The sequence below is a fragment of the Streptomyces sp. PTL18 genome, from assembly GCF_059510295.1.
In genome coordinates, this window is the sequence record NZ_JCAJZO010000012.1 from 1 (window position 1) to 11,531 (window position 11,531).

Sequence of the window (11,531 nt, forward strand, 5' to 3'; positions counted from 1 at the left end):
TTCCGACTTTATCAGAGGTTTTGGGGCGGACTGACCGCCGACCAATTCCGACTCGATCGGGGAGGCTCATCGGAAACTGATCCGCTCCGAGAGCCGGCAGATGCTCACTGTTCCTGTTGTCGGTGGACTCCTCCACCTCCAGGCAACTGTCTGAATCTACCTCCCCACGCCACCCGTGTCAACAGGTCCCGTGGGGCGAAGAGGAGATTAGCAGGCCGACACCGGAGGACGCACATCCGGAGGGACTGTTCCCGTCACGCCGCCGTCGGAACGGTGGCGCTGCGCTCGTCCGTGCTGAGGTCGCCCGTGTCCCCGGCGCGTGCCGCGCGTCCGCCCAGCACGTAGACGTACGCGAGGAAGGCCACCTCAACGGCGATTCCGATCCCGATCCGGGCCCAGGTGGGAAGACCCGAAGGGGTCACGAACCCCTCGATGGCGCCTGAGACGAACAGGACCAGTGCGAGTCCGATGGCCATGCCCAGGGCGGCCCTGCCCTCCTCGGCGAGCGCGGTCCGACGAGTACGGGGGCCGGGGTCGATGAGGGTCCAGCCGAGTCGCAGACCTGTTCCGGCGGCCACGAAGACGGCCGTCAGTTCCAGCAGGCCGTGCGGGAGGATCAGACCGAGGAAGGTGTCGAGGCGGCCGGCCGAGGACATCAGGCCGATGCCGACCCCCACGTTCAGCATGTTCTCGAAGAGGATCCACAGCACCGGCAGCCCCAGGAAGATGCCCAGAACCAGGCACATCGCGGCGGCTCGGGCGTTGTTCGTCCACACCTGGGCGGCGAAGGCGGCGGCGGGATGGCTCGAGTAGTACGTCTCGTACTCGCCGCCGGGGCGTGTCAGGTCGCGCAGTTCGCCGGGGGCAGCGATGGAGGCCTGGACCTCCGGGTGCGTGCCGATCCACCACCCCAGGAGAACCGCCACCACCGTGGACAGCAGCGCTGTGGGTATCCACCAGCGGCGCGAACGGTAGACGGCGGCGGGGAAACCGTGCGTGAGGAAGCGCGTGACGTCGCGCCACGAGGCACGGCGCGTGCCCGTCACGGCGCTGCGGGCGCGCGCCACCAGTTGACTGAGCCGACCGGTGAGCTGGGGGTCGGGTGCGCTTGACTGGATCAGGGAGAGATGGGTGGCGGTGCGCTGGTAGAGGGCGACGAGTTCGTCGGCCTCGGCTCCGGTGAGGCGGCGCCGGCGGCGCAGCAGGGTCTCGAGGCGGTCCCACTCGGCGCGGTGGGTCGACACGAACACGTCGAGGTCCATGGACGGGCTGCTCCTCGTACTGCGGCGCGATGTGCCATCAGCTTGGCAGACTGTCGTACTCCGAGGAGAGCCAGGGGAAGGACGGCCGGCGTGACTGAGCTAGTGACGGGTGAGGCGGTGGCGCTGGAGTTGCGCCCCGCGAGGCTGCCGAGCCGGGCGCTGGCCGTGCTGCTCGACCTGGTGGTGGCCGTGTTCGTCTACGTCCTGGTGATGATCGCTCTGGTGGCGTCCACGTCCGGGCTGGACGAGGCGGCGCAGGTCGCGGTGTCGATCGCCACCTTCGTTCTCGTGCTGGTGGGCGGGCCCATCGCGGTCGAGACGCTGAGCCATGGGCGTTCCCTGGGCAAGCTGGCGTGCGGGTTGCGAGTGGTGCGGGACGACGGGGGGCCGATCCGGTTCCGGCACGCTCTGGTGCGGGGTGCGGTCGGTGTGGTCGAGATCCTCATGACTTTCGGGGTCGTGGCCTGCATCGCCTCGCTCGTGTCGGCACGGGGGCGGCGGCTCGGTGACGTGTTCGCGGGCACACTCGTCGTGCGGGAGCGGGTGCCCGCCGGCCGTGCGTCCTTCGTGCCCCCGCCGCCGCCGTGGCTGGCCGGGCGGTTCTCCTCGCTCGACCTCTCGGCGGTACCGGACGGGTTGTGGCTGGCGATCCGGCAGTACCTGACCCGGATGCATCAGCTGGACCCGCAGGTGGGCTGGACGATGGCGGAGCGTCTCGCCGCGGATCTCGCGGCTCGTACCAGCGTGCCGACACCGCCCGGGGTGCCGCCGGCGGCCTACCTGGCAGCGGTGGTGCAGGAACGGCAGGCACGGGAGGCCCGGCGGGCCTCCGGCGGCCGGGGAGCTGCCGAGGCCGCGGAGGACGGTCCGCAGGTCGGAGCCCCGGCTCGGCATCCGTACGCCCCGCCGCCGGCCCCGGCCCCACAGGCCCGGCAGTCGGCACCGGCACAGCCCGTGCAACCCGCGCAGCCCGCACACCCCGAACCGCCGACTCGGCCCTCCACCGGCTTCGCCCCTCCCGCGTAGCCGCGGTCACCGGGTGCCGCCGTCACGGAAACGCGGACGGGGGTGACTCCAGGTCCTCGAGCTCGATGCCCGGTGCCGCCAGCACCACGTCGCCCGCGATGTGGACGGTGTGCCGCTCACCTGTGTCCAGGGCTGTGACCTGGTATTCGTCCACGATCAGGGGGGCGTTGTCAGTGGTGTGTGTTTCTCTTGCGACCAGCGACCAGGACTGGTCCACGGTGCGAGGGGCCAGGACCGGATCCGTGAGGGCGACCAGGCGTACGCGCGTCGCGGAGGAAGAGGGGGTGAGGCGCAGCAGACGGGCGGTGGCGATAAGAAAGGCCGGGGATGTGCCGGTGAAGGCGTGGGCGCGGACATTGCCTTCCGTGGCGTGGGTGCCGGTGGGATCGGTGCGGACCCAGGTGACGCCGTCGAGTGCGGCACCTCGCACCTGCCAGCCCGCGGCGTGGAGTTCCAGGCGGATGGGGCGGCCAAGCTCGTCGAGGGCGAGGTCGACGGAGCCGGCGCGGTCGCCGGAGGGGGTGGTCAGTTGGGAGACATAGCGCCAGCCGGTGGGGCCCGGCGCACACTGGAAGTGTTCTTCGGCGAGAAGGGTCTGGTCGTGGGGGTCGTGAAGCGAATATCGGCCGCGGGGCATGAGGGTCCTGGGGCTTGACGGGGCCGGTCCGCCCAGTGGTCCGGAAGGGCCGGGTGGTCCGGGCGGGCCAGGTGGCCCGGAAAGGAGGCAGGCCCCCGGCACGGGGGTGCGGGGGCCTGCCTTCGGACCGGGGCTCGGTCAGTAGCGGTAGTGGTCCGGCTTGAACGGGCCTTCGACGTCGACGCCGATGTACGCGGCCTGCTCGGGGCGGAGCTTGGTGAGCTTCACACCGAGCGCGTCCAGGTGGAGGCGGGCGACCTTCTCGTCGAGGTGCTTGGGCAGCACGTACACATCGGTGGGGTACTGGTCGGGCTTGGTGAACAGCTCGATCTGGGCCAGGGTCTGGTCCGCGAAGGAGTTGGACATCACGAACGACGGGTGACCGGTGGCGTTGCCCAGGTTCAGCAGGCGGCCCTCGGAGAGGATGATGATCTTCTTGCCGTCGGGGAAGGTCCAGGTGTGGACCTGCGGCTTGACCTCGTCCTTGACGATGCCCGGGACCTTGGCGAGACCGGCCATGTCGATCTCGTTGTCGAAGTGGCCGATGTTGCCGACGATCGCCTGGTGCTTCATCTTGGCCATGTCAGCGGCCATGATGATGTCCTTGTTGCCGGTCGTGGTGACGAAGATGTCGGCCTTGTCGACGACCTCTTCCAGGGTCGTGACCTGGTAACCGTCCATCGCCGCCTGCAGCGCGCAGATCGGGTCGATCTCGGTCACGATCACCCGGGCGCCCTGACCGCGCAGCGACTCCGCGCAGCCCTTGCCCACGTCGCCGTAGCCGCAGACGACCGCGGTCTTGCCGCCGATGAGGGTGTCGGTGGCCCGGTTGATGCCGTCGATCAGCGAGTGGCGGCAGCCGTACTTGTTGTCGAACTTCGACTTGGTCACGGCGTCGTTGACGTTGATCGCAGGGAACAGCAGGGTGCCCTCACGCTGCATCTCGTACAGGCGGTGGACGCCGGTCGTGGTCTCCTCGGTCACCCCGCGGATCTCGGAGGACAGCTGGGTCCACTTCTGCGGGTTCTCGCCCAGGGTGCGGGTCAGCAGCTGAAGGATGACGCGGTGCTCGTCGGACTCGGCCGTGTCCGGCGAGGGAACCTTGCCGTCCTTCTCGTACTCGACGCCCTTGTGGACGAGGAGGGTGGCGTCACCACCGTCGTCCAGGATCATGTTCGGGCCGCCGGTGGGGCTGTCCGGCCAGGTCAGCGCCTGCTCCGTGCACCACCAGTACTCTTCCAGGGTCTCGCCCTTCCAGGCGAAGACCGGGACGCCCCGCGGGTCGTCGGGCGTGCCGTCCGGGCCCACCGCGATGGCGGCCGCCGCGTGGTCCTGGGTGGAGAAGATGTTGCAGGACGCCCAGCGGACCTGTGCCCCCAGAGCGACCAGCGTCTCGATGAGCACGGCGGTCTGGACGGTCATGTGCAGGGAGCCGGTGATACGAGCACCGGCCAGGGGCTGCGCCTCGGCGTACTCCTTGCGGATCGCCATCAGGCCGGGCATCTCGTGCTCGGCGAGGGTGATCTCCTTGCGACCGAACTCGGCCAGCGAGAGGTCGGCGACCTTGAAGTCCTGTCGGTTCTCGACAGTCGTCATTGCGAGCTGCTCCTCGGGGTTGGGGCGAGGTGGGTACGGCTGATCTGCGCGGCGGCGGGCACAGGGTGCCCCAGGAGGACACAGGCATGCCCACGTGCGCGCAGCGCAGTCCGTCGGAGGCCCTCTCTCCCTCGGTCGGCCCGTCGTGGACCGCCCGACCGCCATCAGCAGCGACGTCTGGCTCCGTTCCAAGCTACACCGGAGGACCCAGCCGTCCCCAGTCCGCCTCCGAAGACGTCCGGTTGCATTCGGCCGGCACACCGGTGGCCGGGCGGTGCGACCGAGCCCTTCGCGTGGTCCGCCACGGCTCGGCCGTGTGATCAGTGCCCGGCGCTCGGCACCGGGCCGCCGGGCGTCGCCTCGGGGTCCGGGCCCTTCGCGGCCTCCGCCTCGCTGTAGATGTCCGGCTCGAGGTAGATGACGCGGGCGATGGGGACGGCGGCGCGGATGCGGGCCTCGGCGGCGTTGATCGCGGAGGCCACCTGGGCGGCGGTGTCGTCGTGCTGCACGGCGATCTTGGCGGCGATCAGCAGTTCCTCGGGGCCCAGGTGGAGCGTGCGCATGTGGATGAGGCCGGTGACCGTCTCACCGTCGACGGTCGCCGCCTCGATCTGCTGGACCACGTCGGCACCTGCGGCCTCGCCGAGGAGCAGGGACTTGGTCTCGGCGGCGAGGACCAGGGCGATCAGGACGAGGAGGACGCCGATACAGACGGTGCCGATGCCGTCCCAGATGCCGTTGCCGGTGAGCAGGGCGAGGCCGACACCGCCGAGAGCCAGGGCCAGACCGATGAGCGCGCCGAAGTCCTCGAGGAGGACCACCGGCAGCTCGGGGGCCTTGGCCCGGCGGATGAACTGCGCCCAGGAGAGCTTGCCGCGCAGTTCGTTGGATTCCTTTATCGCCGTGCGGAAGGAGAAGCCCTCGGCGATGATCGCGAAGAGGAGGACGCCCACCGGCCAGTACCAGTGCTCCAGGGCGTGCGGGTGCCGGACCTTCTCGTAGCCCTCGTAGATGGCGAACATGCCGCCGATGGAGAACAGGACGATCGAGACGAGGAAGGCGTAGACGAACCGCTCACGGCCGTAGCCGAACGGATGCTGCGGGGTCGCCTCGCGCTGGGCGCGCCTGCCGCCGATCAGCAGCAGGAACTGGTTGCCGGAGTCGGCGACCGAGTGGACGCCCTCGGCGAGCATCGAGGACGAGCCGCTGAAGGCGAACGCGACGAACTTCGATGCCGCGATCGCGAGGTTGGCGCCGAGTGCCGCCACGATCGCCTTGGTGCCGCCTGACGCGCTCATGTGTTCGCGTTGTCCCTTCGTAGCCGTCGCGCCCGGGACGTCCGCACGTGCCGGGGGACGCCGTCCGGGGCTTTGCCCGTCCTTTGCCGGTGGGCCATTGTTGCAGCAGGCGCCGACAGGGGTACGCCGGGCCGGGACCGCGACGGTGCCCGGCCCGGGGGCCGGGCAGCGGCGTCAGGCCGCGACCGTGGCCCGGAAGACCGTGCCGGCCCCGGACACCTCGGCCTTGTCCTCCGCCGGTACGAACACCGACTCGCCGGGCGCGAGCACCTGGTCGCCGGCGCGGGCCGAACCTCCCGTGCACAGCAGGATCTGCGGGGTCGCGCACGTCAGGTCACGTGGCGCGGCGGCCTCGGTCAGCACGTACCGGGACAGGCGGAACTCGTCGATGGGGGTGTCGTAGACCTCCTCGCCCTCTGCGGAGGCCTCCGGGCGCAGGACCCCGGGGTCGGTCGCCTCGAAGCGGACGACGCGCAGCAGTTCGGGGACGTCGACGTGCTTGGGGGTCAGGCCGCAGCGCAGGACGTTGTCGGAGTTGGCCATGATCTCGACGCCGAGGCCGTTCAGGTAGGCGTGCGGGACGCCTGCGCCGAGGTAGAGGGCCTCGCCGGGCTGGAGCCGGACGCGGTTGAGCAGCATGGCGGCGATCACGCCGGGGTCGCCGGGGTAGTGGTGGGCGATGTCGGCGTACGGGGCGTAGGCGTCGCCGAGGCGGGTGCAGGCGGCCGCCGCCTCGGTGACCGTACGGGTCATCTCCTCGGGGTCGGCGGTCAGCACGGCGGTGAGGACCTCGCGCAGGGCCGCGCCTTCGGGGTGGGCGTGCAGCAGGTCGACGTACGGCTTGAGGGAGTCGACGCCCAGGCCCGCGAGCAGGTCGGCGGCGGCGTCGGGGGTGCGGAAGCCGCACAGGCCGTCGAACTCGGTGAGGGCGCAGATCAGTTCGGGCTTGTGGTTGGCGTCCTTGTAGTTCCGGTGCGGTGCGTCGACGGGGATGCCGCGGCGCTCCTCGTCGGCGTAGCCCTTCTCGGCCTGCTCCAGGTCGGGGTGGACCTGGAGGGAGAGCGGGGCGCCGGCGGCGAGGATCTTCAACAGGAACGGCAGCCGAGGGCCGAACCGGGCGACCGTCCCCTCTCCCAGCTCGCGCTCCGGAGCCTTGTCGATCACCTCGTTGAGGGGGCCGCGCGGGGTGCGCGAGGGTGCGCCGGGATGGGCGCCCATCCACATCTCCGCCTGCGGCTCACCGGTCGGCTCCACGCCGAGGAGCCGGGGAATGGCGGTGGTCGAACCCCAGGCGTAGGGGCGGATGCTGTTGTCGAGGCGATCCATGTGCTTTCTTTGTCTCCGTACGTACGCTGTCTGCCGCGCCCCTCTGGACGGGTCGGCCGGTCGCGCTGGTCAGCTGGTGTGAGGCAAGGTCAGGCCCCGAAGGCGAGCGCCACGTAAACGGCGGCGAAATCCGTGATGGCGATCAGTTCGGCGAGGGTCTCGAGTTCGCCGCCGTCCTCGGGTTCGAGTTCGCTGATCGCCGTGTCGTGGCTGAGGGCCAGGTCACGGGCGGCGGGGGCGGCGCTCAGGCCGCCGATGGGGCGGTCGCGCAGAAGCACCACGCGCGCGTGCAGGGCTTGCGCCTCCTCGACGCGGTCGCGGAAGAAGTCGTCGGGGTCGGCGCCCGCGGCGAGCGGGCCGGACAGCAGCACGCCGTGCGCGGCGAGTGCCTCGGGCAGCTGGGCGGTGAGCGCGGGACGGCCGGCCAGCTCGGCGAGCGCGGCGGCGAAGCGCCGGCCGGCGGGTGCGGCGGAGACACCCTCCGTCCAGATGACCGGGAGCGCCTCGGCGAGTTCGGCGGCGAGGTTCTTGGCCGGATTCCCGTAGGTGGCGATGGCCGGGCCGCAGCGTTCGGCGACCTGGTCGAGGCGGTCGGCGACCTTGTCCAGGACGTCGCGGGGCGCGGAAAGCAGGCCGGTGCGGTCCAGGAGGGCGAGCAGCGGGGTGAGGAGGGCCCACAGGACGCCGGGCGCGGAGGCGGCGAGGGGTTCCTCCTGCTCGTAGGGGGCGGTCGCCATCGGCACGAACAGACCGTGGGCGGCGGTCACCGCCTCCGTGACCGGGGAGCGGGCAGGAGCGACGGCGACGACGGTGCAGCCGCGACGGTAGGCCTGCTCGACGAGGATGCCGAGGCCGGGCTCGGCGCCGTCGGGGGTGGCGATCAGCAGCAGATCGACGGGGCCGGCCCAGCCGGGCAGCTCCCAGCGCAGCGCGCCGGCGGCGGGGGCGACGCCGGTGGGGTGGATGCGCACCACCGGGCAGGCCGCGCCGGCGAGGGTGTCGAGCAGTTCGGCGACGCCCACGGAGGCGGTGCCGGGGCCCGCGATGAGGACGGCGCGGGGGCGGCCGTCGGGTTTCAGGTCGTTGACCCCGGCCTCGGCGGCGAACCGCACGGCCGTGCGGACCCGGGCGCCTGCCTCGGCGGCGCCCCTGAGCAGTGCGCGGCGGTCGGCGCGCGCCAGCGCCTCGGGGTCGTCGAGCAGCGATTCGTCCAGCATGGGGGCAGCCTCCGATCGCCGGGTGCGTCAGGCGGGGCGGCGGGCCTCGTCGACGAGCAGGACCGGGATGCCGTCCCGGACGGGGTAGGCGAGGCCGCAGTCCTGGCCGGTGCAGACCAGTTCGCTCTCCTCCTCCTTGAGCGGGGCGTGGCACGCCGGGCAGGCGAGGATCTCCAGGAGGCCGGCTTCGAGCGGCATGACGGGGTCCCTTCGAGCTGGTGCGCTTGGCCTGGTCAGACTACCGCTGTGGGCGGCGGCGTGCGGAGGTTGGGCGGAGCGGGCGCTGCCGTGTGCGCCCGCTCCGCCCCCCGCGGCGTGTGGTGGGTGGTGGGCGGTCAGGCCCGGATGATCTCCAGCGCCTCGTCCCGGACCTTCGCCATGGTCGCCTCGTCCCTCGCCTCGGCGTTCAGGCGCAGGAGCGGTTCGGTGTTGGAGGGGCGGACGTTGAACCACCAGTCGGCGGAGGAGACGGTCAGACCGTCCAGCTCGTCCAGTTCGATGCCCTCTCGGCCCTCGTAGGCGGCCTTGATGGCGGCGAGGCGGCCCTTCTGGTCGTCGACCGTGGAGTTGATCTCGCCGGAGCCCACATAGCGGTCGAATTCGGCCACGAGCTGGGAGAGCGGGCCGTCCTGGCCGCCGAGGGCCGCGAGGACGTGGAGTGCGGCGAGCATGCCCGTGTCGGCGTTCCAGAAGTCCTTGAAGTAGTAGTGCGCGGAGTGCTCCCCGCCGAAGATCGCGCCGGTGCGGGCCATCTCGGCCTTGATGAAGGAGTGACCCACGCGGGTGCGGGCCGGCGTGCCGCCGTTCTCCCGGACGACCTCGGGCACGGACCAGGAGGTGATCAGGTTGTGGATGACCGTGCCCTTGCCGCCGTGCTTGGCCAGTTCGCGGGCTGCGACCAGTGCGGTGATCGCGGACGGGGTGACCGGGTCGCCGTGCTCGTCGACGACGAAGCAGCGGTCGGCGTCGCCGTCGAAGGCGATGCCGATGTCGGCGCCCTCTTCGCGCACGCGCCCCTGCAGGTCGACGATGTTCTTGGGGTCGAGCGGGTTGGCCTCGTGGTTCGGGAACGTGCCGTCCAGCTCGAAGTACATCGGGACCAGGTCGACGGGCAGTCCGGCGAGGACGGTCGGCACGGTGTGGCCGCCCATGCCGTTGCCCGCGTCGACGACGACCTTCAGGCGGCGGATGGAGGTCAGGTCGGCGAGGGTGCGCAGGTATGCCGCGTAGTCCTCCAGCGTGTCGCGCCGGGTGATCGTTCCCGGCGTCCGGACGGGCTGCGGCGCTTCCCCGTCCAGCCACTCCTCGACCAGGGCGCGGATCTCGGCGAGGCCCGTGTCCTGGCCGACGGGTGCGGCGCCCGCGCGGCACATCTTGATGCCGTTGTACTTCGCCGGGTTGTGCGAGGCGGTGAACATGGCGCCCGGCAGGTTCAGCGCGCCCGACGCGTAGTACAGCTGGTCCGTCGAGCACAGGCCGATCTCGGTGACGTCGACACCGCGTCCGGCGGCTCCGCGCGCGAAGGCGTCCGCGAGACCCGGCGACGAAGGCCGCATGTCATGGCCGATCACGATCGCGTCCGCACCGGTCACCTGGGCGAAGGCCGCGCCGAACAGCTCGGCCAGCCTCTCGTCCCACTGGTCCGGGACCACCCCGCGCACGTCGTACGCCTTCACGATCTGCGACAGATCAGCAGCCACGGCCACCCTCCTGAGTTCTCAACGATGCCCCCCAAACTACCTGCTGGGATCGGCGCCCGGCCGGGCCTCCCCCCGGTCCGGCGAGCACTTCGAACGGAGTTCATACCGGGTTCCGCCGGCACACGGGTCCGCGGCGCCCGTGCCTGTCATGGATCTGACATGAATGCGGATGGCAAGCAGGGGACGGAGCCGAGGTGGGGGCGCTCAGTTGTCGGGCGAGCGCAGGACCCGCAGATGGCCGCGGCGCGCGACCTCCATCGGGTCGGCCGTACGGCCGCCGCTGCCGCCCGCCTCCGCCGTGCGCTGCTGCGGGCGGGCCGCCTCGCGAACCGCGTTGGCCAGCGCTTCGAGGTCGTCGCCGCTCGGGCGCGTGGGGGCCGAGCCGTCCAGCAACCGGACGACCTCCCAGCCGCGCGGCGCGGTCAGCCGCTCGGAGTGCTCGGCGCACAGGTCGTAGCAGTGGGGTTCGGCGTAGGTGGCGAGCGGGCCGAGGACCGCGGTCGAGTCGGCGTAGACGTACGTCAGCGTCGCGACGGCGGGTCGGCCGCAGGCGGTGCGCGAACAGCGACGTACAGGGCTCACGACGTTGGACGGTACCGCACTCTTGAGCGGGCCGCGACGACTCTCCCCCAGGTCACTCCACCGTGTCGTGCTGTGAAACAGCCCACACCCCCTTTCGGAGCCTCCCCGCTGACCTGCGTGGACAGTGCGTTGTGAGATACCGGACGGCTCCGGAACCGGTCACCACTTGGTACAAACCTCGTCAAACTTCATGACCCCGACGGTCTCGGAGAGATATGGAATCGAGCCCAAGCTTGGCTGGAATGGTCATCCCACGACATGCCGTGCGACCTCCGCACCCGGTCCCGACCGGCGTCCCCGCAAGCCGGAGTCCGCGTCCCCCGGGCCGGACCGGGCGCGGCGAGCCGGCCGGACGGCGCGGCCCAAGTGGCCGAGGTCGGTGTGGGGCCGGACGTCACGCCCCGGCGGCGACTACGCTTCCTTCAGTGATGGACACCCCCGTACCGCCCCGCGCCACCGCACCCGGGCCGCGCCGCCGTGACCGCCACGGCCGAGGCATGCGCGGCCCCGTCGCACCGCCTCAGGTGCCGCTCTCCGCGAGCCGCGCCGAGGTGTTCGCGGATCTGGTGCAGGACTCCGTGGAGCGCCTGGAGCGGCGCTGGCCGCAGCTCGCCGAGATCGACTTCCTGGTCATGGACGTGCCGCGCCTGGACGGCCCCGGCGCGGGCTGGAGCGACGAGGCCGTGCCCCTGGGAGGCACGATTCCGGCCCGCGACGGCCGCCGTGCACGCGTGGTGGTCTACCGGCGTCCGGTCGAGATCCGCACCAAGGGCCGAGACGAGCGTGCCGCCCTGGTCCACGAGGTGGTCGTGGAGCAGGTCGCGGAGCTGTTGGGGCTGACTCCCGAGACGGTGGATCCGCGCTACGGCGAGGACTGAACCCCGCAC

11 protein-coding genes are annotated in these 11,531 nt (G+C 71.5%); 2 read left to right on the forward strand and 9 right to left on the reverse strand.

Going from position 1 to position 11,531, the window contains the following annotated elements; translation table 11 throughout:
• Positions 1 to 254: 254 nt before the first annotated feature.
• Positions 255 to 1,262: a stage II sporulation protein M gene (locus AC5WS8_RS22480; RefSeq protein ID WP_496105245.1), complete on the reverse strand. Its 1,008-nt coding sequence runs from the start codon at positions 1,260 to 1,262 to the stop codon at positions 255 to 257.
• A 90-nt stretch (positions 1,263 to 1,352) separates the two neighbouring features.
• On the opposite strand from AC5WS8_RS22480, the gene AC5WS8_RS22485 reads away from it, so the two are divergent.
• Complete coding sequence (locus AC5WS8_RS22485) at positions 1,353 to 2,288, forward strand: RDD family protein (RefSeq protein ID WP_496105246.1); 936 nt, start codon at positions 1,353 to 1,355, stop codon at positions 2,286 to 2,288.
• A gap of 22 nt (positions 2,289 to 2,310) precedes the next feature.
• Here the strand turns inward: AC5WS8_RS22485 and AC5WS8_RS22490 are convergent, their stop codons facing one another.
• From AC5WS8_RS22490 to AC5WS8_RS22525, 8 genes are all read right to left on the reverse strand, one after another.
• A complete protein-coding gene (locus AC5WS8_RS22490) occupies positions 2,311 to 2,925 on the reverse strand; it encodes a hypothetical protein (RefSeq protein WP_496105247.1) in 615 nt (204 codons plus the stop codon).
• A 138-nt stretch (positions 2,926 to 3,063) separates the two neighbouring features.
• Positions 3,064 to 4,521, reverse strand: coding sequence for an adenosylhomocysteinase (gene ahcY / locus AC5WS8_RS22495; protein ID WP_496105248.1), 1,458 nt, complete (start codon positions 4,519 to 4,521; stop codon positions 3,064 to 3,066).
• 320 nt (positions 4,522 to 4,841) lie between these two features.
• Positions 4,842 to 5,819 (reverse strand): cation diffusion facilitator family transporter, encoded by a 978-nt coding sequence (locus AC5WS8_RS22500; protein ID WP_496105249.1) that lies wholly within the window; start codon positions 5,817 to 5,819, stop codon positions 4,842 to 4,844.
• A gap of 174 nt (positions 5,820 to 5,993) precedes the next feature.
• Positions 5,994 to 7,145, reverse strand: a complete 1,152-nt coding sequence (gene manA, locus AC5WS8_RS22505) for a mannose-6-phosphate isomerase, class I (protein ID WP_496105250.1) — start codon at positions 7,143 to 7,145, stop codon at positions 5,994 to 5,996.
• Positions 7,146 to 7,234: 89 nt separating this feature from the next.
• Positions 7,235 to 8,362 carry an SIS domain-containing protein gene (locus AC5WS8_RS22510; RefSeq protein WP_496105251.1) on the reverse strand — a complete coding sequence of 376 codons (1,128 nt, stop codon included), beginning with the start codon at positions 8,360 to 8,362 and terminating at the stop codon, positions 7,235 to 7,237.
• Positions 8,363 to 8,389: 27 nt separating this feature from the next.
• Positions 8,390 to 8,560 (reverse strand): Trm112 family protein, encoded by a 171-nt coding sequence (locus AC5WS8_RS22515; RefSeq protein ID WP_079102319.1) that lies wholly within the window; start codon positions 8,558 to 8,560, stop codon positions 8,390 to 8,392.
• A 137-nt stretch (positions 8,561 to 8,697) separates the two neighbouring features.
• A complete protein-coding gene (locus AC5WS8_RS22520) occupies positions 8,698 to 10,062 on the reverse strand; it encodes a phosphomannomutase/phosphoglucomutase (protein WP_496105252.1) in 1,365 nt (454 codons plus the stop codon).
• A 204-nt stretch (positions 10,063 to 10,266) separates the two neighbouring features.
• Positions 10,267 to 10,644 carry a DUF3499 domain-containing protein gene (locus tag AC5WS8_RS22525; RefSeq protein WP_496105253.1) on the reverse strand — a complete coding sequence of 126 codons (378 nt, stop codon included), beginning with the start codon at positions 10,642 to 10,644 and terminating at the stop codon, positions 10,267 to 10,269.
• A 428-nt stretch (positions 10,645 to 11,072) separates the two neighbouring features.
• Between AC5WS8_RS22525 and AC5WS8_RS22530 the strand changes: the two genes are divergently transcribed.
• The gene (locus AC5WS8_RS22530) at positions 11,073 to 11,522 is read left to right on the forward strand and encodes a metallopeptidase family protein (RefSeq protein ID WP_496105254.1); all 450 of its coding nucleotides are present in this window, start codon (positions 11,073 to 11,075) and stop codon (positions 11,520 to 11,522) included.
• The last annotated feature ends 9 nt before the right edge of the window (positions 11,523 to 11,531 follow it).

Bases quoted from the DNA above. Each gene is read 5' to 3' on its own strand.
- manA (WP_496105250.1), bottom strand. From the start codon at position 7,145: ATGGATCGCCTCGACAACAGCATCCGCCCCTACGCCTGGGGTTCGACC.
- ahcY (WP_496105248.1), bottom strand. From the start codon at position 4,521: ATGACGACTGTCGAGAACCGACAGGACTTCAAGGTCGCCGACCTCTCG.
- AC5WS8_RS22530 (WP_496105254.1), top strand. From the start codon at position 11,073: ATGGACACCCCCGTACCGCCCCGCGCCACCGCACCCGGGCCGCGCCGC.
- AC5WS8_RS22490 (WP_496105247.1), bottom strand. From the start codon at position 2,925: ATGCCCCGCGGCCGATATTCGCTTCACGACCCCCACGACCAGACCCTT.
- AC5WS8_RS22510 (WP_496105251.1), bottom strand. From the start codon at position 8,362: ATGCTGGACGAATCGCTGCTCGACGACCCCGAGGCGCTGGCGCGCGCC.
- AC5WS8_RS22515 (WP_079102319.1), bottom strand. From the start codon at position 8,560: ATGCCGCTCGAAGCCGGCCTCCTGGAGATCCTCGCCTGCCCGGCGTGC.
- AC5WS8_RS22500 (WP_496105249.1), bottom strand. From the start codon at position 5,819: ATGAGCGCGTCAGGCGGCACCAAGGCGATCGTGGCGGCACTCGGCGCC.
- AC5WS8_RS22480 (WP_496105245.1), bottom strand. From the start codon at position 1,262: ATGGACCTCGACGTGTTCGTGTCGACCCACCGCGCCGAGTGGGACCGC.